Origin of the sequence: Paraglaciecola sp. L1A13 (assembly GCF_009796745.1) — a bacterium.
Lineage (GTDB): Bacteria > Pseudomonadota > Gammaproteobacteria > Enterobacterales > Alteromonadaceae > Paraglaciecola.
Genome location: NZ_CP047024.1, coordinates 74242 through 99226 on the forward strand (window position 1 = coordinate 74242; position 24985 = coordinate 99226).

A 24985-nucleotide genomic window follows, 5' to 3' on the forward strand; every position below is an offset into this window, starting at 1 on the left:
AGTTTTCTCGATTTTTTCTAAGATTTCTTTCAAATTTATCCCCTCATAACATTTCAACTGTAATATAAAATCTATAAAAATTAGTTACAAGTGGGTGAGAAATATTCACGTTTCGGGTTTGAAAATTCAATTTGAACTTATTGTTTTAAAGTACTAAGCTTGCTTTTGTCGGCTTTCTGCACCGCAACTCACTTTGCTCCGACATTGGTGCACATTCTCTTTTTTTAAGGCAGTTTATCTTCGTTATTTGTTGAAATTTCACTGCCTTCCCCCACATGTCCTTTCATTTCTTTTTGAAATGATGGGGTTTATTTATTTACCATTAGACAAAACTTGAAAGTGTTCATCATATTGTCTTTCTCTACGAAGCTCAGCGCAAAAATTTGGGTTATGATTCTGGTGAAAATATAAGTGCATTTTAGAGTATGAGGAGTTGAAATGCTCTCTAGTTCTACATTAAAAGTGAATGTTATCTTAGATAATACTGGTCAAGTTGTTAATTCAAAGTGCATCGTGACGAGAGAAGGAGTCTTGCTCAGCTACCTCAAATATTTATTGGATAATCGCTATAAAAGCGAAAGTTGGAAAAGTCGATCGATCTTTGCAAATCGGCTACTGATAGATTATATCGACGCAAATAAAAATGTGTTTGCTCAACCTCTAGATCTTTTCAGGGAGTTTAGCCACATATTATTTACTGGAACAATTAGTAAAACCAATCAGGATCCTTCTAATCTTTTTTGGAAATCTAGAAAACCTGATGACGCTAACTTTATTCTTAGTCTTATCACCCACTACACAGATTGGTTGTCGGTAGTTAATAACAATAAAGATTTACAGTTAAATCCTTTTCGAAAAGCGTCTAGTTTTGAAAAAAAACTGATATGGGCATCCCTTCTGAACAAAAAAGATAAGGCGTTTTTGTCACATCTTTGGAAACCTGAACTTGTAAACCAGTCAACTCTTCGAGTGAGGCAGTTAGGATTAAGACGATTTACGGCATCATCGCATTTTAATGATGACTCAAAAGCCTTCCCTAAAGAAAAGATAAATGCGTTACTTTATAAAGGTTTTCTAATTCCTAAATCCGAGCACAAAGAACAACTCCATGAACGTATAAACCTTAGAGATGTGTTAATAACGTTACTCATGTATTACGGTGGATTGCGAATTAGCGAGACAGCCCATATATACATTGAGGATATCGCCGAAGTAAAAAACCAAGCACTATCAAAAGTTGTTAAAGTGTATGATCCTATTTTTGGTAGGGCCCCATGCAAAGAAAATATTACTAGAAGACAATACCTACTAGAGCAATATAGCTTAGAACCTCGCTGTAACTATGATGTCAGTTCAAAACAATTTGCGGGGTGGAAAAATCCGTCACTTTCCAATGCTAGAGATCGTTTTTTCATTGTATACTTTTTTCCGGAAAAAGCCGGTGAGTTATTCTTTGAATTTTGGCGGCTTTATATTATTTATCAAAGGGTTGGCGCTCCTTCGACGGCAATGCACCCCTATGCCTTTACATCAAAAAACGGTTCACCTTACTCAATTAAGTCTTACTATGAGGCACGTAAGCGAGCCGTAGAGAGAATTGGGCTTGTTTACTGTAAAAACGAAGGAACAACACCCCATGGCGACCGACATCGATATGGGCAAAATTTAGCTGAAAGTGGCGTCTCACCGGTAGCTATTCGTAATGCTATGCATCATAAAAGCCTTGAAAGCCAACACACTTATACTAAACCATCCGACAAAGAGCTTCGAAGACAGTTGGTGGAAGCTGAAGAACTCCTAACTGCATCGGTAGTAATGCCAGAATGAAGAGCTACAGAGGGCCAATTTATTCAACGTTAGATTTAGCCTCAAAAGCGGTAACCAAATTAAATATTTCAACTGAGAAAGAATATCGTATCCGATACAGAGAAGATCCAAGGTTGCCAGCACATCCCTATAGATTCTATGTCAATGAGTGGAGCTGTTGGCCAGAGTTCTTCAAAACTGGACTGCAAAAATATCAGACTTTAGAAGAAGCTCGTGCCGCGTGTACCAAATTAGGTATTAAAAGTGGTCTCGAATATAAAACACGGTACAAAGAGGATCCTAGGCTGCCTTCGACTCCTATGAGGAATTATAAATGTGATATGTACGCAGTGCTTAATCGTACAAAACCGCAACCTCGATATAGATCTTTAAAAGAGGCATCTAAAGTAACCCAGCGTCTGGGCATTCAAACGCGTAAGGACTATTATCTCGGTTATCAAGTAGATGCTAAATTAAGAAAGAGTCCGGACCGTACTTATTCGAAAGAGTGGGTTAGTTGGTCGCACTATCTAGGAATTGTTGTAGTTGAAAAATACGAAACTCTACTTAAAGCCTCTAATGCAAGTTTCAATCTCAACATAAAAACCCAAAAAGAATATAAGCGCCGCTACAAAGAAGATCCCAAATTGCAAAGTAATCCATCTAGGGAATATAAAGATGATTGGGTTTCTTGGAAAGTCTACTTAAAAACAGCGTTCCCAATTTACGAGACTATACAAAAAGCCTCCAAAGCGGCAATAAAGCTCGGTTTTCGAAGTGAATGGCAATATCACCGTCAATACAAAAAAGATATTCGTCTGCCTTATTCTCCAGATAAGGACTATGCCAAAGAATGGGTCAATTGGTTTGTATTTTTGAAACAAGTTAAGCCTGTTTCGAAATATGCCTGTTTGAAAACAGCTTCAGACGCGGCGATAAAATTAAAAATACAGGGTCAAAGTGATTATTATAAATTATATCGAGAAGATCCTAGATTGCCCAGTTGTCCAGCGCTTTACTATTCAAAATTATGGAAGGGGTGGGGTGAATTTCTGAATAGAAAAAAAACCTATTACATTACTCTGAAAGAGGCTTCTGATTCTGCTATTTCGCTAGGAATCAAGACAGGAAGAGAATACGGAAAAAAATTTAAATGTGATCCTAAACTACATTATGATCCTCGTAATTATTATTTAAGTGAATGGAATGGGTTCGGCGCCTTCTTAAATACAGAGATACACAAATATAAAAATATTCGTGAGGCATCACGAGCGACCTTAGCTCTAGGTATTGATTCATGTAGGTCATACTTAAAAAATTGTAAAGATGATAACAAATTACCTAGACATCCACAGACGTTTTATAAAGTAGAATGGCAGTCGTGGAATAAATTTTTAAATTTACCAGAGAAATATAAAACTCTCAAAGAGGCTTCTGTCTCTGCAGTCAGATTACATATATCGTCATCTGTAGAATATAGCCACAGGTACAAAGAAGATCCAAGGCTCTATTGCATTCCTAAAACTCATGAGCCTAATGCTTGGATTGATTGGCGTAATTTTCTGAGTAAAGAAGTATTATTAAAGTTTAACCAAGGATGGAAAGTAGCAACCCAAGCCTTTCTAAGAACACAACAAGGGATAGACACAAAAAATAGCGTTATTTCAAAGTATTATGACTGTTTTTTCAGGGATTCTGAGCCTACTCAACTGCCTTCACAAATGCTCCATCGTGATTATCAATTTGACGTATTACGTTATGAAGCTCTAATTTCCGATCAGGCAAGTACTAGCCAGTTGCGGTTTCATAATATCATGGTGCTATTTTTTGATTGGATTATTGATAATTACTGCACAGATAAGGATGAATACGAAGAGCTAGTACTACCGGGATATAGGAACCCTCTTAAAACTCTAATGGGTAATATAAAAATGGGTTTACCCAAAAGGGTGCCGACAGAATCGGTCAGACCGGTCTTACCTTTAAGCATTGTAGAGACTGCAAGGATGTATCTGTTTGGGAACCAGTTTAGTGGATTCAAATCCGCTACGCATCTTCATAACTTTTTTGAGAAAGATTGGTTAGATATCGATAAAAAATCTATTGATTTTGCAGATGATGACTGTGCTTGGAGAATTAAGCCTGAGAGTACACTTCAATATCAGATATGGAGCCCTGTAAAAGCGGTAGCACTTTATACTTTGTTAAAAGTACCTTTGAGAGGCCAGCAGATACTTTGGTTGGATTCTGGCGAAGGCGACGACGAGATTCCTTTAGAAGTATCGCCTAACGCAATAAAGTGGGTCAAAAACTCTCTTGGTTTATCTCGCTGCCGAGTAAACAAGCGAGGTTTTATTAAAAAGTTGAGTGACGGTGCTGAAGGAATGTTTATCACTACGAATAAAACTTCAGCTAGAGAGGGCGGTTACAGCGTACCTTACATCCCGCACGACTTAGCTCTATTAGTTATCAGATTGAGGAATTGGCAGTCAAAATATAACCCTTTGAAAGAAATGACCAAATGGACTGAAGTGGAGCTGCCTAGGAAAATTAATGAGCGAATCCTTACAGCTAGAGGAGAAACGGCGTTTTTGTTCAGAAATCCGGCAAAGCCAAATGGAGATCCGATAAATACAAGCATGGCTTTTACGCGTTCACTACCCCGCTTATTGTATCTAATACAAAATGGAAATGAGAATTTAGCTCATATCGATAAAGGCATTTATAGAAGCCAATATACACCACACTCGATGAGAACAAGTTTGATTACTGCGTATGTTGTTGACGGTGGCGTACCGATACACGTGATATCAAAATTAGTTGGTCACGCCTCTATTGTAATGACTATTTACTATACGAAAATTGGTCACGGAACAATGCGTAAGGAGCTTTGTAAAGCAGAGAAAAAAGCATTAAAAGAATGTGTGCATCGCTTAGAGGACACAATTCTTAGTGACAGCATCGAAAAAGCTAAAGGAGAACTTTATGCGAGAGATAGTGTTTTTTTAAATGACGTTACTGACTCGTGGCCCAAAGCAAGTTACCAATTTACGGATAAGGGAATCTGTGCAATGGGTGGGGGAGGTTGCGATACTGGTGGGACAAACGAATATGGAGAGGCTGATAACTCCCCTGTGTTAATTGGTTATCTAGGAAAGCGAAACTGTGTAAGGTGTCGATATTTCATTACCGGGCCCGCTTTTTTGGGGGGGTTGGGAGCTTTGTGTAACGAACTGCTATTGGAAATAAAGACGGTTTCTATTGAACAGCTAGAGTTACAAAGACAAGCTGATGCTCTGAAAGATGAAAAGTATGATGTCGAGAAAGCCGGAGGCTTTTTTTTAAAGACTAATATTCTAAGACGAAATGAAGCTGATATTGAAGAAAAAACAATGAAGCTTGATGTATTTATTTCAGATTTTGCAGCTACTCAAAATTTAATGAATGAAAGCCGGATTATCATGCGAGAGTCAAATGCTATTGATAGAAAGCTATTAATTGCTCCTACCTCACTAGTTGAAATGGACTTCAGACTAGAGGAGCCAGGTACTGACTTTAAGCTACTCAATGAAATTTGTGAAAATGCAACGATTTATTCCACCTCGAGTGCATCTAGAGCCATTCCTAAACGTTCTCAGATGATAGATAGACTTGCTACGCAGAATGGTCTAAATCCACTCCTATATCGATTGTCAGAAGAAGAGCAACTCATTGTTGGAAATCAAGCGTCTGTTCTTATTCAAAGCTATGTTTCCAGTTGGCAAGATATTGAAAAGTTGTTTAGCGGAGAATTGTTATTTGATGACTTGGATCGCAGTAATGATTGCAAATTATTATCGACAAAATTTCATCGATTAATGAGTTCAGCAAATAAAGTTTTGCTAGAAGGAAATATATAATGATTGAAGACGTTTATAATACATTGCTCCGAGAAACAAAAAGTGCGCGAGTGAAGCAAACTTTGAAAATAATAAACCAAGTATGTGAAGAGCAGTTGGAACGGGGTTCTAAAGACTTTTCCATCTCTACTATATCTCGCGTCGGCGGCAAGTTAGGCGTTCCGCAAGCTCAATCTATTAGGAATAAATCGGGCCAACCCTATAAATTGCTAATTAAAGCTTGGCAAGAGGCTTACTCTCCACATACTGTTACAAAATCTGTGAAAGGTAGGGAGTGGGTAGAGCGTATTAAGGAGCCAACTATTCGATATTTAGTATACGATTTATTATCGAAAAACCGGCACCTGTACTCTGAATTACAACTCGTCAAGTCTGTTAAAACGTTAGAAGTTGACTTAAGACAAAAAAATTCTGATTTACATAGTACCGAAAAATTACTTAGTTGGACGGAAAGCGAAATCGATGCCCTTAGTTTGGCTATAGATGACAGCTTTATTGATCGAAACAGGTGGGTCAAGACTTCTCGAGGAGCAATCATAAATGAAAGTGGAAGTATCATTTTCGAGCGAGGGTTTGTTTCTGCAATCCAAAAAATTTTGGACTTAAAGTTTAACACTATATAATCTAGAGAAATTAATTACACTACCTTGACTTGTTTTAAATAAGCTTAGATTTTTAAAGGAATTTGAATGACTTGTATCTATCAAAAAAGAATTGAATTCATTTCCTATATACAACGTTTGTTGGAAAATACTGAAACATCCTCAACTTATAAATTTGCTTTATTACATGCCTTAGCAGATCTCTGCATTGAGAGTGATATAAGTAAAAAACCCAAACTTAAAATAGAAGTAGATGACTTGGTAGAGAGAATCTTCAGTCTATATTGGCAACATGCCAAACCTTTCAAAATTGATAGTTCAGAAACTAATGATTCCAAAGAGATAATATCTCGTGAAAGCATTTTGCACCAAAGTACGAATAAGGAGCCAACTGTAATTAAAACAATTCGTACACTAAAAGGTAGAGGTGGTGATAATCTGACGGTGGCTAAAAAATTAAACGAAAAAAAGTGGGTTGAGTTATTTAATAGTGCAAAAAAATCCATTAGAGAAGGGCCTTTGTGGCGTTTACAATTAATCGAAAATAACATCGTGCCATTTCTGTATGAGCATAAAAAAGGTAAAAGCTATATTCAGTTGAACGAGGGGGTAGCTGATAGTTTTCGATTTTTTCATGACATAGTCGTAAAACTCGTAAGGCAAGGGTGGGCTGATAAAATTGCATCTATTAAGTCAAATCAAGCTAGTTTGGGAAAGTCCGGCGAGTTAGCGGATTTTTTGTTTGGCAGTAAACGGGTATCTTTGAAGTATGCGTCTGAACTACTGGAAAAAATCCAGGGAGGTTACTGTTTTTACTGTGAAAAAAAAATAAAGGGAGACGCTCACGTCGATCATTTTATACCACTTAAAAAATATAATTATGATTTAGCTCACAATTTCGTGCTTGCTCACAAAAAATGCAATCAAGACAAAAGCAGTCATTTAGCTTTGAAGATATTTAAGGATAAGTGGGTGGCGCAAAATTTAGAAAAGTATAAAGACAAAATATCATCAAAGCTGTCATCAAGATATATGTGTGATCCTGAACGTTCTAGAGCTGTAGCTGATACGTTCTACGAAATCGCAGATAAATCTAATATTCCTCTATGGGGAGATCAAAAAAGTTAGGAACTTTAAATTTTTAGCAGGAGTGCTAATTTTACCTAAGAGTAAATTATTCTTTGGAAAATCGTGTGCTTTTTAAATATCTGTGAGCGTAAAAAATGGCTACTAAACCGCTAAAAATATTAAGGAACAAAAATCCATACATCAGGGTTATTGGTAACATATAATATCTCACTTGGGGCATGCGGAAGATATCTTAACTTAGCAGTTTGCTCACTGAAATGTCTAGTGCATCCGCTATCTGATAAATCTTCGTTAAAGTCACATTTTTTTCACCGCGTTCTATATGGCCCATATAACTTCTATCAATGTTTGCCAAATTGGCCAATGCCTCTTGTGAAAGCCCTTTTAACTTTCTCACATTGCGAACAGACCTACCAAAATTTACGAGTCTTTCGTCTTTCATTAAAGTTTTGCCCAAAAGGCAGAACTATCAACACTTGATGTTTATAAGGCCACGGGATATAACTCTCATTTTACTCACTTTCGCCAATAATATTTGCTTTCATCTATGTCAAGACGTCAAACAATGAAAAAAATTTTTCATCACTCTCTAGTATCTTGGGAAAAGATAGACAGTGAAAGGTATTTAATTTTCTGTCGAGGAGAAAGCTGGATGATCTGGCCGCGCTCAAAAAAGTATAAAAAATGTTGCAATGGACGACCTATTTCTGATTTTTACATAGGAGAAATAGAAGATTTCTACCAACGTTTTATAACTAAAAGGATTTTCTTACCAGAAAATAGTGGAAAAGTATGGAACCCTAACGAAGAAGATATCTTATTTGAAATGATTCAACACTCTTTAACGATCACGGATGTTGCGCGGGAATTGGAAAGATCCTGTGGGGAGGTGGCGATGAAACTTGTTACTTTAAACGGAATTTCCACTGCCATACCAGTTGATATTAAGATGCAATATGACGTCTCCATGCTCAACATAATTAAAAATTTGAATTGACTCAGTAGTTTTAGGTAATCTCATAAGGTAAACCGAAATTCAAATAATAAGTGCATTTCTCAAAGTAAACGGGGAAATGTGAACATGGTTAGCCGAAGCCGAATGAGCAGTTTCTCTAGCCACTTTTTTGCAACTAATTTGTTCAATATGTTATTTTCCAGTATTAAACGCAATTTGAGCAGCGAAGAAATAGGGAATTGAGCATATAAAAACCAAAATAAGAGCTAAAAGCACACTTCCAGAAAACGCGATATACATCGCTAAAAACATCAGAGTGGACGGAAGCCAAATGAAAAACTGTCTTAGGTATTTGTTACCACAAACAATTGATGGAAATCTTAGTAGGGCGTTCTGAGTTTTCTCGCAATCAATGGCATCGTAATTCGATTTGACCATTCTTAGTTGAATTCCTAAATATACCCCGAGCGAGAAAAAAACAGCAAACAACATCCCTAACGCAGCCTTCCCGCCAAACTCTACTCCCAATCCAGGTATGTTTACATTTTGAAAATCAATAGCAAGTGCAAAGGACATCAGAGTTATGGAAACAACCGAGGCTAACAAAATTGTCTTTTGGCATCCCTTTGCAGCCTCTGTAAAGTTGTTGATGGAAATTGAGTCCATTACTATCTCCTTAGGGTCATGACGCCCTGATAATTTTTGACTAAAAGGTGTAGCGGAGCGAGACCGACACAAACTTTAGCCGTTCTGCCTTGGACGGTTTGTATACGCAAATTTTTTTAAATGTAACTTGTAAAAGTTGGAGGCATATCTACTATCTATGTAAGTAGAACTTAGCCTTTTTTTTTATAAAAGTCTAAAGCTTGAAAGGATGTTTTTTCCAAAAGGAAATTAATAACGCTTTCGAAATAGCATATCTTTCAAGTTTATTGGAGAGTTTTGCATCTCGCTAGCTGCCCTTACAAATCGATTGGGGATGATAGGTGTACGATTTAAGTTAATACCTAATGAGATACACTGCCCTCTTACAAACTCATCATCCGTTATGTTTAGTCTTCCACACATATTTCACCTAAAAAAGTATAACGAAGTTAATTTTAAATAGAATGATACTGTATATAATAACAGTATATGTTGAAATTTATTCCTATTAAAGCTTCTGCGGGTATCGTCGGTTTTGAGTCACCTGCGGCAGAATACACACAGCTTAGCCTAGATTTAGACCAGCTACTGATTGACCATCCCTCTGCAACCTATATCGGATTTGCCCAGGGGGAGTCCATGAAAGGCGATGGTATTTTCTCGGGTGACTTATTGATTGTAGACCGCGCGCAAGAAATTAAAGACCAAGACGTGGTGGTGGCTAACCTTAACGGCGTATTCGTGTGTAAAAAAATTGATAAAGTGCAGCGCTGTTTGCTGTCTTCCAGTAAACGATTTCCACCGTACTTTTTGCAAGAAGGTGACGACTTTCAGATAGAGGGCGTGGTGACGCGCTCCATTCGCTTACATCGACCCTTTAAGAAGCAGCTCTGATGTTCGCCCTGTGTGATGCCAGAAGTATGTGTGCCACTTTCTAACTATACACATTTTACATGGTGAGAATATTCTTTATTGTACCTACAAGATAAATGAATTAACTATCAATAAATGACAATCAAATACGAGATCAAAACAACAGAAATAAAAACAACAGAAATAAAACCATTCACGTATAGGACTCCTTTAATAATCCCCGTCGACCTAGTGCAGCATATCGAATATGGCTCTAACTTAATTCAATTGTATTTTACTCCTGATCGCTCTTCTCCTGAATCTGAGGCAGAATCGTTTAATGAAAAATACTTTATAAAAGCCTATGAAACCGCTATTGACTTCCTAAGTACTGATTCTAAAAGTAATTCAGTAGGTGCGGAGAGAATTAAATTATATTTTGATAGTAATACTAAATCATATAAAGTATTTCATATTCAATATCTTGATGGGTTAGATAAAAGTATTGTCTAACAAGCTGTCAAACATGGACAAAAAACAGTTGGCTTTTGCTCCTTCGTCGCTAATTTTAGCCAACAATTTTATTGCCTATTAAACAGGGCGTTAGGTGCTAAATTGATTTCGAGTCCACGTATAGAATTTTTCACTTGGTTAAGTGCTGGGGTTGCAGCTACGTCACTTGCTTTATTGATTTTTATACCAAGCCTCAGCGAGGTAAACGTATACGCTAAAATGGTTTCTCTAATTGCATTTATAGTTTCACTAACATTTTCATTTGGTTCTCTATCCATACTTAAAGAAATGATAGTTCTTAGTAATACAAGCAATGATAAAGCAACGTCAATTCACCATTTTGTTCTACTTATTTCCTTGTTAAGCTATTTAATTGGCTTTGGGGCTTATTTTTATAGCTTATCTCCAATATACACTTATATATTTTCTGGTGCCTTTATAGTTGTATTCATATTTTTTAAAAAGGTACAAAACGCGATAATCGCACCCAACAAGCAAATTAATCAGGACAAATAGCAGTTGGTTTTTGCTCCTGCGTCGCTTATTTTAACCAACTGATATTTGCTCATTATTTGGGTGTTAGGTGAAGCTATGGTTCGGTCGTATCCTTATGAACAAGATTGATCGAGAGATAATTGTAATTCTTAAAGACGTCTTTCAGTTGAAGAGGGTTCGTCCAATAGAATCTGATCACAATTTGAGATTGTGGATGATACGGGCCTTCTTTCTCGTGTCAGTCTTTGGGTTAATTGGACGAGTTATCATGGGGTTTAGCGAACGTGACATACCTGCTGAATATTCAGTAATAGTGAATACTCCGCTAGCTTTCTTCTTTACGTTGTTATTTCTACATATTAACAACGAAGTGGAAGAAACGAGTTTAATTTTATTTGTTCTTACTTGGTTGGCACTCATGCTTAGTTTGTATGTCTAGAGCAGAATCACCTAACAAATTGCTCGATTTGACGCAACGGCCTACGTTCTTTTTGTGCACTCGCTACGCTCATTGTTGCACAAAAATACACCACAACCGCTGCGCAAATGAGCAAGGCGTTATGCATGAAAGGAAAATTTAAGCATTGGAGATTTTACTAAAATACCTTTCTGAGGTAATCGCTTTTTTAGCTTTAATTGTTTCACTATATGCTGGCTTCAATTCTTACAAAGCAAATAAATTAGCAAATCAAAATGCTGCAAAAAGCGACCTCGAAAAAGCCGCTATGAGAAGAAAAAACATGATGATTGCTGAGGAAAAAAAGTTGTCAGTAACGAAAAAATTAATTTTTGCAGTAGTGCAAAAACATAAGCTACTTTCGACTTATCCAAGCTTGGAAGAAAAATACCCAAAAGAGAAAGAGAGATTAATACTTTGCCTTGATGCTCTGAAATACCAAGAAAAAGACCAACCTAGAGTAGAGAAATGGCTCAGCGATCCAAACATAGGCAAGCCTATAGAATTATCAAATTCCGCTTTGGCTTATGTGGAGCGCCTAACCATTCGAATGGAAACAGACCTTATCTCTGAAGAGAGAACATTAAAAGCTATGGAGGAAATGGTTAGAAATGCATAAGAAAAGACTATGGCGTCAATAGCTAATTTGGAGCCTTTGGCGCTTCCCACATGACCCCATCTCTCAGCATTGAATTTTATATGACGACCATCTTTCTAATGCAGGCAATAATCGCGACTTTCTTAGGCTTACCCGCAGCGACTAATCGTTGATATGTTTCCTTGAATACGGGGTTACTTTGTATCGCTGACATCATCGCCATGTATAAAACGGTTCTGACTTGATGCCTGCCTCCTTGAATTTTCCGCAGTCCTTTATAGCGTCCACTTTCCCGATTCATGGGTGCCACGCCGACTAATGTAGAGGCTTGTTTGTTGGTCATATAACCTAACTCTGGCAGGTTACTGATGATGGAAGCGGAGGCTATTTTTCCTATTACTTTCATGCTTTGTAAGATGCAATTCTTCGCTTGATAATCAGGGCACGATTCTATGAGCGCGACGATTTTATTCTCAATTTTGGTTATCTGGTTTTTAAAAACGGTGAGAATAGTTTTGATGGTCATAGCGAGTTCTTTTGGAATAATCTAAAGACGGTTTTTTTCCATCGTTTGCATGACGAGAAATTGATTTCGTCTTGCAACTAAATGACTCATAGCCTGCATGGTATCTGCTTTTAGTTGAGATAACTTAGGCAGAAGAGTCTCACCGGAAGTATGACGCTGTTCGCTACTAGCTCACATCATGACGTTGAAGGCTATTTTCGGCGCTCACACTTTCATCGATTTACGGTGCCCACCAACGATATTTGCAACATCGTTAAAGTGATTGAAATAGCCATAGGGCAACTCTATAAGTCAGGGGTCCGCTATTACAAATACGGTGTCGGTTTGATGGATTTACATGACGAAGGGTTGTTTCAATACGACCTATTCAGCCAATCGAATGACAATACCAAGCTTATGGCGTGTATGGATAATATTAATGCCAGGTATGGTCGTTCGACCGTTCAAATAGCCGCAAAAGGCTTCGAGCAAAAGTTTGCTATGCGACGAGCGTTCCTCTCGCCCCAATACACTACCAAGTGGAGCGACATACCCAAGATTATTTGTTAGTTAGATAAAATAAATTAAGAACAACATAGTGGGGCGGTCTTAGCGACGGTCGCCACGCTCTGATTTCTTCGGATAGCGTATAACCAATGCTGTACCGATAACTAGTATTGCCAAAGGGATGAGAAAAATAAGCTCTTCGTACATGACATACTCCTAATATATGAAGTCAGCTACAAGTATGTTTTCTTCTTGCCTATATTGGTCAATTCCCACGAAATATACAATGTGTTTAGAAAACGGAAGCGAGATGAACAAACCCGAACGGATGAGTAACGTTCTCAGTCACTGGCTTTTCTACCATAGATTGGAATGAATATCAGGAAATGAGTTACCTATTCTTAGCTAGGCCTGAGATAATGGTAGATTGCCGCTGAGAGGGAATTCTACAGCGTTATAAATGAAGCTTTTTTTGAGAATAAAATGAAAACGAAAACTATTTTGACCAGTTCAGTTCTAGCGGTACTTTTGAGCCTGAACGCATGTGGTCAGGCTGACATTTCAGCGCAAACCTCTCCGATGGTTAAACAGTCATCTTCTGGAATATGCCATGATAAAACGAGTTCATCTTATCATCGCACGAAAAAATTCGTGGCGTTCGATACTGTTGCCGCATGTATAAACAGGGGAGGTCGTTTACCAAAATCAAAAACTAACTCTATAGATAAGGCGACTAAGGAAGCAATCGAAGAAAACAGAAGCTTTGTAGAGCTTTATGATAGAAGCGATTGGCCGCACTGGTTAGACAGCGATAAAGACTGTCAGAATACGAGACATGAATTGCTCATTCAGACATCAACAAAACCTGTCTCTTTTAAATCGGAGAAGCTGTGCAATGTGCTGTTAGGGCAGTGGTATGACCCATACTCAGGTGACACTTATAGTGTGTCCAAAGAGTTAGATCTCGACCACATCGTCCCGCTAAAATTTGCCCATGGTCATGGTGGAGATAAATGGAGTAGACAGCACAAAGCATTATTTGCCAATGATGTCGAAAACCTCATACTCGTTCAGGCGTCTTTAAACCGTCAAAAAGGGGCTAAAGGACTTGATGAGTGGCTCCCACCTAATCTCCCATACCGATGTGAATATATAGGGCGTTTTAACCACGTAATGACTAAGTATGCATTAGCGTTTATCCCATTCGAGCAGCGTATCGTCAACAGAATGGTAAAGGCTTGTAAGCAAAGAGATTAATATTTATCTCCAGCGAGACGTACAGTCGCTTGATAATATAGTGCGATAAGTAACAACTGAACTTCCCCCGGTTTCGTAGACACTTAACTTGCCTGTGAATATGTATTTTCATATTCATCTGGGGGCACATGTCCAAGGTGGCTATGCAGTCGAGTTCGATTGTAAAACACCTCAATGTAATCGAACAAATCCGCTTTGGCTTCACTTCGGTTCACGTACACTTTTCGTTTCACTCGCTCCGTTTTAAGTGAGTGAAAAAAACTTTCTCCAACCGCATTATCTAAACAATGGCCTCGGCGGCTCATGCTGGGTATCAGATTATGAACACTTAAAAAGTCTAGATAGTCACCGCTGGCATATTGACTGCCCTGATCACTGTGTACTATCACCTCTGATACCGCAGGTCGTCTCCATATCGCCATCAGTAACGCTTTAATCACGATATCTCATGTCATGGTAGGTTGCATCGACCAACCAATAACCTTTCGTGAGAACAAGTCCAACACCACGGCCAAATACAGCCAGCCTTCATAGGTTTTGATGTACGTTATATCTGATACCCAAGCGGTATCAGGCTCGCTCACAACAAATTGCTGTTGTAGATGGTTATCTGCTGCAATATGAGGTGTAGAAGACTTGAAGTAGCGTCGCTTATAGCCAATATTAGCTTTGAGCTTGGCCTGCTTCATCAACTTAGCAACACGATTCACACCACACCTTTCACCTTGTCGCCTAAGATCATGCGTGATCCTAGGACTGCCATAAACAGCCCACTTTGCACATAACTTTCTTTGATGCGTTCAAGCAAGCGCTCATTGTCCTGTGCACTTTTTGATAATGGTTGCTTCGACCAGGCGTAAAATCCACTACGATGAACGTTTAACACACGGCACATGGTACTGACACGATAAACATGGAGTCGGGATTTTATGAACGTGTACCTTTCTTTGACTCGCTTGCAAAGTACACGGCGGCCTCCTTTAGGATGTTACGCTCTTCTGTCAGGCGCTTAACTTCAGCTTTAAGTTTGCGTATTTCTTCTTGCTCTGCCGATTGGCTAGCGGGTACTTTTACCTTACTCACCCAGTAATAGAGTGACTTATCTGATATACCTAAACGTTTAGAAACGTCAGGTACAGAATAGCCTTTTTCAACCACTTGGCGAACGGCTTCTTGGTTAAATTCATCGGGATATTTTTTATTCATAACACTTTTTACCTTACTTCAGTTTCTAAGTAAAAAGTGTCTACAAAGTTAGGGGAAGATCACAGCTCATATGATAAAAAAACATAATATTGACATGAATATAAGAAAAAAAATGGTATAAATCCAACGTCGAGAAGTTTTCGTAAACCAACTGATAAACGAATCATATAACCCAGCGTCTTTTCGTTCATCCACAATATTTATTTCTTCACCATGGATCAAACAACACCACTCCTTTAATGTCTTATTATTGCAAAATTGTGAGTGACCTCCATTAAAGTAGCGGTTTTGAACTATGCCACCATGAGGAGAAAAGCCTTCGATACCAGCCTTTCCCAGACCTCTAGCAAAAAAGTGAGATGCCACTAAAGCCAGATCATTGGAAGCACAGTCATTAATTATAGTCTTGATGTTATGCCTTGATATTATTTCTGACCAGTCATAATCTGAACGTAGAACGCTTCCTGATAGTACTATGCTCTCTACGTTAATCCTGACATCCAAGGATTTAAGGCTTTCTGCAATGATGTATGTGCCAAAACTATGCCCAACTAAACAAATCCTAGTATCAGGTGATCTATTTGCTAATAATTTAATTTCCTTCGAAAACTTATTAACTTCGTTAAGTCTTTTACCTGTTCTCAAAAAATGAATTATTGGAAAGTGATGGTATTTATAAGGGATATGCTCAAGAACTTTGGTTTCGGTATGCGATTTCAACTCTCTGTCTAGTTTGCCTTGCCAACCACCAAACGTTTGAATTCCATGTACTGAATAAACGACAATATCGTTAGATTTTCTATCAATAACTGATTGTTGTTTTAACTCAGCTAACTTGACCTCCCTATCTAATTCCAACATCCAATCTTCAGAGTCAGAACTATATTGACAGGGAATTACTTTACATTTATTAAAAGACTCTCCATTATTAGTAATAGCATCAGGATACTCACTCATGACAAATATAGTATTAGGAATATTATATTTTTTACGAGGGCTAAAAATAGAGTCTTCAATTGCTATTAATAAATCAACTCCCGCATTTTTAGTTATACTTACACAATCCGCGCTAGCATATATATTTATATCTAATATTAGAAAATCAAAAATACTTTCTTTCAGAAAGTTCAATGCATCATTTTTATTATTAGTTTCTTTTATCCTAAATTCACTAACGCCTAATCCATTTAGTTTTTGTTTTATGGCAGACAGTTTATTATGACAGTCCTCTACAATCAAAAATGTTATCAATTTAATTCCTCTAATACTGATTTTAGTTTTTCCCTCCAATCTCCATCTTTCGATTCATAATAAAGCACTTCTTTAACTATATCGCCGTATTCCTTTTCAATTCTATTCGATAAAGAGTCTAGATTAACTCTATTTTGATGTTTTCCAAATGTGTCATACCCAGTAAGAATAACACATGGTTTTAATACTCCTCGATGTTTCATTACTTCTAGAATATCAATTCCTGCAGTAGATACCTTATTATCTAGTGAAGTATCATCAAGAGGTAAAGTCATATCTAAAATTAAGAAATCGTATGAATTTGTAAGCGCTATCTTTCCTTCCAAGTAATTAGATTTAACATCAAAAGAAGCATCCAAAGAATCTTCTAAAGAAGATATATATTCCTTAATAGCGTTAGCTTTATCTTCATCATCTTCAATAATAAGAAACTTCATACTTTATGCCTCACGGATTTTAGTTGAATCATAGCTAATCACCAAATTAAAAATCTTGTTGACTTCATCGACTCGGATATTCAATTTGTTGTCTACCTTTAATTCATACTCCAGCATTTTTTTAACTTTGAATATACCACTTCCCGAACCTTTCGATGCGCCTTCTAATATCTTACCTTCATTCAAAGATGACTTGATTTTATCAATTAAATCTAAATCAATAGAATCATAATCATTGCTTACAGATATAGATACAACATTATTATTAACGACGTAATCAACTTTCAACCTACAAGTTGAAGATTTAGTTTTACTTTTTGCTGCATTTTGAAATAAAATCAAAAACATTCTAATATATGTAGCTAGATACTCACCTTTATAATCATTCCTGTATGGTTTCTCATGATTAGAATATTCTAATGTAATATTCATCATAGGGTGAGTCTTTTTAACAAAATCTAAAGCTTCGTCTATCGGAATTTGCAATGGGAAGTCATCAGCAGACTTTTTAGAAAAGTCTAACCAATCCGAGACCTCAAAAATAACATGTGAAAATTGATTTTTGGCATGTCTTAGGTTTTCTATAAATCCACTATTAACTTTTGCGCTTTTGTTTAGGCCATCAATCAAACTGCTAATAAATCCGTCAACCTTATTTTTTATACCTAATTGAAGTACGGCAGCCCCGGCATTCATAGCTTGGGCTGTTTTTTTATTTAACAATTCAAATATATAGTCAATGGCCAAACTTAAGTCCTGAGTCGACTTTACAAATTTCATTACATCCAAAACATCATTATGATCTATCGTTAATTTAAATAGTTTTTCTTTTTCATCTAAATCATTAGTGAAAACGTGTAAATATTTACTTTTTAGACTATTTAATAAAGTATCAATTTGCTCCGAAAATTCTTTTATTTTACTCTGAAATAAATTGTAACCTCGGTAATTTAAGCTATTTTTGCAATTTTTTTCATAATTTAAATTATTCAGATATGTGTCTTTTTTCTTATTGCAAATAACTTCATTTTCTTCAAAAACTACTCTTAAGGTGGGCACTATCCCATTATGTCTAATATCTGTATTTAAGCTATTCTCCAACCCATAAGCCTCGTGTGTTGCGTATAAATCACGAACATTGAGTACAAACTCCCGTATTTTCAGATATGCACTAGAAAATTCAACATTGTTTTCATTATCAACATTGAGGTCGGTTTTAAGAATATCTAAAAAATCATTGTTAAATTTATTTTTTATAATGAGTTTTATAGCGTCGATATTTATGCTTATCTTCCCTCTACCTAGCTCATTTTTGAATAATTTTCGTGAGTATTGAGAAACCAAATATTCTATCTCATTACTGAGAGATTCGGAATTATCTCTTTGTTTTAAAACTTTATGTAGTAATAATGCTCGATTAATAAAATCATCTAGATTTCGATCTTTAAAGTCCTGCCGATTTAGCACCTCTACAGACATCACTTTTAGAAATAGGAACTCTACCTTATCGTCTATAATTGTAATATCTTTTGCTGTAGTTAATTTATTGAGATAAATAAAATCGTCACACAACAATGCTACTTTCTGATTATTAGATAACCCCATTAATTTCAAAACATAAGCAAAAATTGGCGTGTTTATTGATTTTCGATTTAAAGACTCTGAATTTAGTACTTTTTCTTTAATATCAAAAAGTGGTAACCTTTTTAAGGTTAGATTTTCAGATAAATATAAATCGACTATAATACTAACAACGTCGTTCACGTTCCCTAATTCGTAATGAATTAATATTCTTTTCTCAAGTATTTCAAGTTGCAGATATCTAGGCACATCATTTATCTGTTCATAAAGTTCAAGTGCACCAACATATGCACAAGCATCAAACAACTCATCTCCTTTCCATTTGTTAAATCTGAATTTTGGGATCTTATCACTCAAATTATTAATATTTTTTGCTGTATATCCAGAACAAATGCTATTAGTCAATTCAATTTCGGGTCTAAAAGGGTTGTTATAATTTATTAATATATCTACAAGTCGATATTCTCGATCAACAGACTCTTTACTACTGTTAGTCATTTTCAACTTAAGAATCTTCAACGAGTATGGATAATCACTTTGGGTAAATTGACAAGCTACATCGTCAAGTGTTTGATTATGACACTCATCAAATGAACAAGTGATTTGGTACGCGTAATCTATTAACTCATCAAATACCCCGTCAAAAAAATGCTTTGGCTCTCTATTTAGATAAATTAAAGATTTTACATAAAGCTCGATAAATACAACACGGAATGTTAGAGGTTTTTCCATATGTTCAAAAGATATTATTACATTTTCAAAATCACCTGATATGTAGTTTTCACACATTACATGATAGTCAGAAGAAGTGTCATATTCATGGTTTGTGTATTGTAAAAGATTATCTACTTTTGGGTCTTTTAAAATATTTTTTATTTCTTTTAAATATTCTATACAAACATCTGAGAGTTTTAAATTATTGACTAATGAATAAGATGTTATTCGTATAAAACTGTTATATATATCAACAATATTTAAATGTATTACGGTTCTGAATAAGTTGCTAAAATTATATTTTTGGTTTACATCAAACTTAAATATAAAGCTAATTGCATCAAAGTCTATACTATCTTCTTCAACATTATCTAAAATTGATTGAATCATAAATTCAAATCGAGATGTCGATTTTTTCACAAGCGACTTCTCCATCAGTAATGAAGCGTCTCTTCCTGAATATTCAGTAAAACTCTTCTTAATTTCACGGAGATAAACATATAATTCTTCTTCTCTTCCAAGGCGACTTAATAAGGAGAACTTATTCTCTAAGTACCAATATGAAAATCCAAAACGCTCTTTTATTTCTTCAACTAATATTAAGGCTCCTGAATAGTCACCGTTTAGAATTTTCTCTTCAACTTGTTCTCTAACAGAAATATAAGAACTCAAGCTTTCTGCTAGATACGTTATTACTTCGACAGTCCAGATTAAATCATTATTAAGACTTTCTCCACGACAATACATTTTTTCATCAACTAGATTATCTTGGAAATTTTTTTTATTTGGTAAAAAATTAGGTCTAGTGAAAGGGTTTTTAATCAATTTTTTTAACGAAATTAAAAAAACATCCTCATTCTTTACCCTTCTTAAATCCCTATAAGATTCGGATATTAATGCCCTCTTTGAATTAATTTTTTTATTTCTTTTTTTCGCAGTTTTACTCATTTAATCTCTTTTATATCCGTATTTTTTGCTTTTATGGACAATATATCCCACATTCAGAAGCCTTTTTTTATTGTAAAGTATCTAGATACTTAGCAACAAATCTATTTATTTTATTTCTGTACATTACTCTACCGTATGGAACAGAATCTGGGTGTGCCTTCATGAGGATGCATGGTGTGACTGGAATAAAGTTAGATGAGTAGGTTAAATTCCCACACATATGCGTTCCAATTGAGCGAAATAAAATAAACAATGCAAATCCCGTGACTCATTCTTTAGTAAGCGTTAAATAGTACAGATAATACATATAAGGAATTGAATTATATAAGTTTATTCTTAAATAGTATGTTTTTAAGACTACTATTTTCGGGACTATCGATAGCGCTTCGGTTTATCCTCGGGTGCTGGTTAAACAGGCGTTAGAGGACAACGCAGCAGCGGTTATATTAACGCATAACCATCCGTCAGGTATCGCTGAGCCAAGCCAAGCGGATGAGCAGATTACTGGGCGTATCATCAGTGCCATGAATTTACTGGACATCAAGGTGCTCGACCACTTAGTTGTGGGAGATGGTGTAGCAGTGTCGTTTGCTGAACGCGGACTTATTTAAATAAATCACTTATTTAGCCGACAATTTTCTGAGTTGAAATCGCCAGAGCCACAAAAATGTCATGCTTTGTTCATGTCGCTGTCAACTGCTTGCGATTAGATATGAAGTCGTACCCTATTTTTGGCTGAGCATCATGAAAATATCCGTTATTTTTACGACTTATAATTCCCCTCTTTGGCTAGAGAAAGTGTTGTGGGGCTTCCATTATCAAAGTGATAAACATTTCGAACTTATCATTGCCGATGACGGCTCAACGCCTGATACCAAGGCCTGTATTGAACGTTTTATGCAGCAGTCTGACTTGGTGATAACCCATGTGTGGCAGGAGGACCAGGGCTTTCAAAAGTCACGCATAATGAACAAAGCATTGTTGGCAAGCACCTGCGATTATGTCTTGTTCACCGATGGCGACTGCATTCCACGGCAAGACTTTGTACAAGTACATAAATCGCGTGCGCAGCCAGGCCGGTTTTTATCCGGAGGTTATTGTAAATTACCGATGCCAACCAGTATTTTGATTAATCAACAGCATATTCAAAACGGCCAAGCTTTTGATCGCAACTGGTTGATTGAGAACGGGGTAAAAAGGAGTCGTAAATTAAGCAAATTGACGACGTTACAATGGAAACGCGCCATCATGAATTCTGTTACTCCGGCAAAATCTAGCTGGAATGGCCATAATGCATCCGGCTGGCGTGAAGATATCTTTGCGGTGAATGGTTTTGATGAGAGAATGCAATACGGTGGTCAAGACAGAGAGCTTGGCGAACGACTAATTAATTTTGGGGTACGGGGAATCCAAGTGCGCTACTCCGCAGTTTGTCTGCATTTAGAGCATGATCACAGCTACGTTACCCCTGAGATGTTAGCCAGAAATAAAGCCATTCGAGCCGAGACAAAAACGCAGGAATTAACCCGTACTGCTTTTGGTATAATAAAAGACTAGGCTTTTTATCAGTTAATCGTTGAATTAATTAGCTGTTTGCTGTATAAAATGCGCCCTCTTGTTGATAGCTAAAGCTGGCACGTGTATTTACATGCTTGTCAGAGCTAAATATTTTTAGAATTGTTTGGAGACAAATACGATGTCCAAAGTATGTATAGTGACAGGCAAGCGTCCAGCGGTAGGTAACAACCGTTCACACGCTAAAAACTCGACTCGTCGTCGTTTTTTGCCAAATCTACAAACCCACCGTTTTTGGGTTGAAAGCGAAAACCGTTTCGTGAAATTACGTTTAACCGCTAAAGGTATGCGTATTATTGATAAAAAAGGTATTGATTCAGTATTAACTGATATCCGTGCCAATGGCGTAAAAATTTAAGGAACACAGATTATGCGTGATAAAATCAAGTTAGTGTCTTCTGCTGGTACCGGTTTTTACTACACCACAGATAAAAACAAACGTAACATGCCTGGCAAAATGGAGATCAAAAAGTTTGATCCTAAAGTACGTCAGCACGTTTTGTTTAAAGAAGCCAAAATTAAGTAATTAATACTTGTTTTGTCTCCCGAAAAACCCGGCTTATGTCGGGTTTTTTGCGTTATGTTAATCTTGCTAAACTCACCAAATAGATTGTTTTTTCACGTATTCAACGTGCCATAATCCCCAGATGAATCTTTTACCTTCGCTAGCAAAATTATGATTAGACTTACCTCCCGTGGCTGGAATAATGTGCTTATTATTTCAATGCTGTTGCTCATTATTATGTTCAACTTAACGGGGAATATTTTTTCAGATAGTCGCCCCAGTGATAAGGTCTTAGAGGATTTAATACCTAGTGGCGAAGTGATTACTAGTATTGACATGGGGTCGACCACCCTTGAGCGAGTAGGACGTGGTTGGCGTTTGTTGCCGGCTGAGCAAGGGATTGATAATCAGGTGCTAAGTGAAGCGATAAGTCATTGGCAGAGCGCTAAGCTTGAGCCCATTGAGCACGATTCGCTGACAGGTGCCAAGGTAGTTAATGTTTGGCTAGCTGGACAAAGCGCGCCGCGCAGGTATTTGTTTTTCCAAATGGCTGGCGACATGTTCGTACAATACCCTGTGCTAGGCACGCAATTATATAAAGTCACTAACATGACGTGGCCGCAACTTTTTTTGATGGATATACCCCATGCCTGAGTTACCAGAAGTCGAAGTTAGCCGTTTAGGTATCAGCCCACATTTGATCGGTCAGCAAATAAAGCAGGTCGTTGTGCGACACAGACAGTTACGTTGGCTAGTGCCCGAAGAAGTGCATTTAGCCGAAGGGCTTATCATTAAAAATGTACGTCGCCGAGCTAAATATCTATTTATTGATACAACTATAGGTAGCATCATTTTACATTTAGGCATGTCGGGCAAGCTGAGGGTGGTGAATATTGATACGCCAGTGATCAAGCACGATCACGTGGATATCGTATTAACTAACGGTGTGTGCCTGCGCTTTAACGATGCCAGACGTTTTGGAGCGTGCTTATGGCAAAATGCCAACGAGCCTGAAATGAGTATGATAGCGGCCCTCGGGCCTGAGCCCCTCACAGACGAATTCGATGGTCGGCGTTTATATGATCTGTCGCGCAGTAAGAGTGTTGCTGTGAAAAACTTCATTATGGATAACAAAGTGGTGGTTGGTGTAGGCAATATTTATGCTAACGAGTCATTATTCATTGCGGGGATCGACCCGCGTAAGGCCGCGAAAAAGGTCAGTAAAAAAAGTTACTTGGCCTTAGGCGTCATCATCAAGCAAGTATTGACCAAAGCCATAGAGCAGGGCGGTACGACGTTAAAAGACTTTACCCAAGCGGATGGTCGCCCAGGTTACTTTGCACAGCACTTGCGCGTGTATGGGCGTAAAGGTAAGGCCTGTGAAGTGTGCGATAGTGAAATACAATCAGTCACGCTGGGTCAACGGAATACGTTTTTCTGCGAACAGTGCCAAAAATAAGCAATCTCAGAGTGATGGGCTTGGTTTAGCCCGTCATCTATTTCAGCTTAACACTGGTTTACCATTTCCAGTAACCGAGCTTTTTACGCATTTTCAAGCTGCGGATCACATTAAACGGCTTTTTCTTTAAGTGAGGCGAGTTGGCTAGCATGTCTTCTGTGGCGTCGAGTATACGTGCGCTCGATAGGCCATCAGTGTAGGGGTGTGTTTGGGCGGCATAGTCTTCTATTTTAGACATCAACTCTACTGGGCGAGTTAACGCATATTCTATGCTGCTTTCAATTTCAGTTGGGTCGGTTACATTAATTAGGTGTGGCTTGGGGTGCTCGTTTTTAACTGTGACCACAGGTTTATTCAACATCAAAAACTCAACCAACATGGATGAGTTATCTCCTAACATTAAATCTGCCTCAAGCATTAGTGGCATCGCATTATCGGTTTCAATAAAGGTTAAATTTTCATGTTGAGCTGCCTTATAGGCGTCTACTGTGCTTTGTGCCATTTTGGGATGAAAAGTGACCAACCAGCGCCACTTTTTATCTTGTGACAACCGTTTAATCGTTGGCAGCAATGCTTCCGCCTGAGACATTCTAGGGGAAAACGTTGACGAAAATAATACTACTGGACGATCGTCCGTTTTATGAGCCGCAGCAGAGTTTTTGAAAAATGGATCCATCTTACAAAAACCGGTTTCGACTACTTTAAAGTGTTGATGTTTCGCTTCCAGTTGTTTAAATGTATCTGTCATAGACGGGCCATGAGTGCAGTACAAATCAAAACAATCACGAATAATAAAAGAATAGTTTAATCCGTCTTTTACGCGCGTTTTAAAACCAATAAAGCCGTGACGAACGCAGACTTTCAGCCCGGGTATAAACGACGGAATCATATTGCCTGGAATAAATACCGCGCAAGGTTCGTAGTCTATAACGGCCTGCACGCTAGCTAACTGTTGTTCATCGGGTTTAAAGTATTCTCGGTTAATGTTACTCCCTTCTACAAACCATGCGACAGTATCGCCACGTTTATGAATTTCATCCTGCATGGGGCGCAGTATTTGAAAGGCATAGTTTTCTGATATGTAAAATAAATAACGTTTAGCCATGGGTCCTCTTATGCTCATTGGATG

The 24985-nt window shown here is 37.3% G+C and carries 23 protein-coding genes and 3 pseudogenes; 18 read left to right on the plus strand and 8 right to left on the minus strand.

The features are described 5' to 3' along the window. Positions 1-438: 438 nt before the first annotated feature. The 4 genes from gmtY (at position 439) to GQR89_RS00320 (ending at position 7435) form a co-directional block, all read left to right on the plus strand. Positions 439-1827 carry a gamma-mobile-trio recombinase GmtY gene (gene gmtY / locus GQR89_RS00305; RefSeq protein WP_158768208.1) on the plus strand — a complete coding sequence of 463 codons (1389 nt, stop codon included), beginning with the start codon at positions 439-441 and terminating at the stop codon, positions 1825-1827. After that, positions 1824-5705, plus strand: a complete 3882-nt coding sequence (locus tag GQR89_RS00310) for a VPA1269 family protein (protein ID WP_158768209.1) — start codon at positions 1824-1826, stop codon at positions 5703-5705. The genes gmtY and GQR89_RS00310 overlap by 4 nt, the downstream gene beginning before the upstream one ends. Then, the gene (gmtX, locus tag GQR89_RS00315) at positions 5705-6328 is read left to right on the plus strand and encodes a gamma-mobile-trio protein GmtX (RefSeq protein ID WP_158768210.1); all 624 of its coding nucleotides are present in this window, start codon (positions 5705-5707) and stop codon (positions 6326-6328) included. The genes GQR89_RS00310 and gmtX overlap by 1 nt, the downstream gene beginning before the upstream one ends. A 66-nt stretch (positions 6329-6394) precedes the next feature. Next, positions 6395-7435, plus strand: coding sequence for an HNH endonuclease (locus tag GQR89_RS00320; RefSeq protein WP_158768211.1), 1041 nt, complete (start codon positions 6395-6397; stop codon positions 7433-7435). A gap of 193 nt (positions 7436-7628) precedes the next feature. Here the strand turns inward: GQR89_RS00320 and GQR89_RS00325 are convergent, their stop codons facing one another. Further along, the gene (locus GQR89_RS00325) at positions 7629-7838 is read right to left on the minus strand and encodes a helix-turn-helix domain-containing protein (protein WP_158768212.1); all 210 of its coding nucleotides are present in this window, start codon (positions 7836-7838) and stop codon (positions 7629-7631) included. Positions 7839-7961: 123 nt separating this feature from the next. On the opposite strand from GQR89_RS00325, the gene GQR89_RS00330 reads away from it, so the two are divergent. Next, positions 7962-8393, plus strand: a complete 432-nt coding sequence (locus GQR89_RS00330; RefSeq protein ID WP_158768213.1) for a hypothetical protein — start codon at positions 7962-7964, stop codon at positions 8391-8393. 150 nt (positions 8394-8543) lie between these two features. On the opposite strand, the gene GQR89_RS00335 is transcribed toward GQR89_RS00330, so the two are convergent. Next, complete coding sequence (locus tag GQR89_RS00335) at positions 8544-9017, minus strand: hypothetical protein (RefSeq protein ID WP_158768214.1); 474 nt, start codon at positions 9015-9017, stop codon at positions 8544-8546. A gap of 468 nt (positions 9018-9485) precedes the next feature. Here GQR89_RS00335 and GQR89_RS00340 point away from each other — a divergent pair, with 468 nt between their 5' ends. The 5 genes from GQR89_RS00340 to GQR89_RS00360 all read left to right on the plus strand — a co-directional run bounded on the left by GQR89_RS00340 (position 9486) and on the right by GQR89_RS00360 (position 11932). Continuing rightward, the gene (locus GQR89_RS00340) at positions 9486-9890 is read left to right on the plus strand and encodes a LexA family transcriptional regulator (RefSeq protein ID WP_158768215.1); all 405 of its coding nucleotides are present in this window, start codon (positions 9486-9488) and stop codon (positions 9888-9890) included. 210 nt (positions 9891-10100) lie between these two features. Further along, positions 10101-10361, plus strand: coding sequence for a hypothetical protein (locus tag GQR89_RS00345; protein ID WP_158768216.1), 261 nt, complete (start codon positions 10101-10103; stop codon positions 10359-10361). A 102-nt stretch (positions 10362-10463) separates the two neighbouring features. After that, a complete protein-coding gene (locus GQR89_RS00350) occupies positions 10464-10877 on the plus strand; it encodes a hypothetical protein (protein WP_158768217.1) in 414 nt (137 codons plus the stop codon). 247 nt (positions 10878-11124) lie between these two features. Continuing rightward, positions 11125-11295 (plus strand): hypothetical protein, encoded by a 171-nt coding sequence (locus GQR89_RS21250; protein ID WP_199271354.1) that lies wholly within the window; start codon positions 11125-11127, stop codon positions 11293-11295. Positions 11296-11440: 145 nt separating this feature from the next. Further along, positions 11441-11932: a hypothetical protein gene (locus GQR89_RS00360; protein WP_158768219.1), complete on the plus strand. Its 492-nt coding sequence runs from the start codon at positions 11441-11443 to the stop codon at positions 11930-11932. Positions 11933-11954: 22 nt separating this feature from the next. Here GQR89_RS00360 and GQR89_RS00365 read toward each other — a convergent pair. Further along, a pseudogene (locus tag GQR89_RS00365) lies at positions 11955-12581 on the minus strand (transposase); the annotation flags it as partial. Positions 12582-12587: 6 nt separating this feature from the next. Between GQR89_RS00365 and GQR89_RS00370 the strand changes: the two are divergent. After that, positions 12588-12986 carry a DUF4113 domain-containing protein gene (locus GQR89_RS00370; RefSeq protein ID WP_158768220.1) on the plus strand — a complete coding sequence of 133 codons (399 nt, stop codon included), beginning with the start codon at positions 12588-12590 and terminating at the stop codon, positions 12984-12986. Positions 12987-13406: 420 nt separating this feature from the next. Next, complete coding sequence (locus tag GQR89_RS00375) at positions 13407-14180, plus strand: HNH endonuclease family protein (protein WP_158768221.1); 774 nt, start codon at positions 13407-13409, stop codon at positions 14178-14180. A gap of 83 nt (positions 14181-14263) precedes the next feature. Here GQR89_RS00375 and GQR89_RS00380 read toward each other — a convergent pair. The 4 genes and pseudogenes from GQR89_RS00380 to GQR89_RS00400 form a co-directional block, all read right to left on the minus strand. After that, positions 14264-15386: pseudogene (locus GQR89_RS00380) on the minus strand (IS3 family transposase). Positions 15387-15452: 66 nt separating this feature from the next. Further along, positions 15453-16637, minus strand: coding sequence for a hypothetical protein (locus tag GQR89_RS00390; protein WP_158768223.1), 1185 nt, complete (start codon positions 16635-16637; stop codon positions 15453-15455). After that, on the minus strand, positions 16634-17074 hold the full coding sequence (locus tag GQR89_RS00395; protein ID WP_158768224.1) for a hypothetical protein: 441 nt from the start codon (positions 17072-17074) through the stop codon (positions 16634-16636). The genes GQR89_RS00390 and GQR89_RS00395 overlap by 4 nt, the downstream gene beginning before the upstream one ends. 3 nt (positions 17075-17077) lie before the next feature. Next, complete coding sequence (locus GQR89_RS00400) at positions 17078-20317, minus strand: hypothetical protein (RefSeq protein WP_158768225.1); 3240 nt, start codon at positions 20315-20317, stop codon at positions 17078-17080. Between the two features lie 350 nt (positions 20318-20667). Here GQR89_RS00400 and GQR89_RS00405 point away from each other — a divergent pair. The 6 genes and pseudogenes from GQR89_RS00405 to mutM all read left to right on the plus strand — a co-directional run. Then, positions 20668-20928: pseudogene (locus GQR89_RS00405) on the plus strand (JAB domain-containing protein); the annotation flags it as partial. Between the two features lie 133 nt (positions 20929-21061). Then, positions 21062-21874: a glycosyltransferase family 2 protein gene (locus GQR89_RS00410; RefSeq protein ID WP_158768226.1), complete on the plus strand. Its 813-nt coding sequence runs from the start codon at positions 21062-21064 to the stop codon at positions 21872-21874. A gap of 139 nt (positions 21875-22013) precedes the next feature. Then, positions 22014-22250 carry a 50S ribosomal protein L28 gene (gene rpmB, locus GQR89_RS00415; RefSeq protein WP_007107352.1) on the plus strand — a complete coding sequence of 79 codons (237 nt, stop codon included), beginning with the start codon at positions 22014-22016 and terminating at the stop codon, positions 22248-22250. 12 nt (positions 22251-22262) lie between these two features. Further along, positions 22263-22418 (plus strand): 50S ribosomal protein L33, encoded by a 156-nt coding sequence (rpmG, locus tag GQR89_RS00420; protein ID WP_006993456.1) that lies wholly within the window; start codon positions 22263-22265, stop codon positions 22416-22418. Between the two features lie 150 nt (positions 22419-22568). Next, entirely contained in the window at positions 22569-23051 is a 483-nt protein-coding gene (locus GQR89_RS00425) for a hypothetical protein (RefSeq protein WP_158768227.1), read from the plus strand. Next, on the plus strand, positions 23044-23856 hold the full coding sequence (gene mutM, locus GQR89_RS00430; RefSeq protein ID WP_158768228.1) for a bifunctional DNA-formamidopyrimidine glycosylase/DNA-(apurinic or apyrimidinic site) lyase: 813 nt from the start codon (positions 23044-23046) through the stop codon (positions 23854-23856). The genes GQR89_RS00425 and mutM overlap by 8 nt, the downstream gene beginning before the upstream one ends. A 58-nt stretch (positions 23857-23914) precedes the next feature. On the opposite strand, the gene GQR89_RS00435 is transcribed toward mutM, so the two are convergent. After that, the gene (locus GQR89_RS00435) at positions 23915-24961 is read right to left on the minus strand and encodes a UDP-N-acetylglucosamine 2-epimerase (protein WP_158768229.1); all 1047 of its coding nucleotides are present in this window, start codon (positions 24959-24961) and stop codon (positions 23915-23917) included. Positions 24962-24985: the final 24 nt, after the last annotated feature.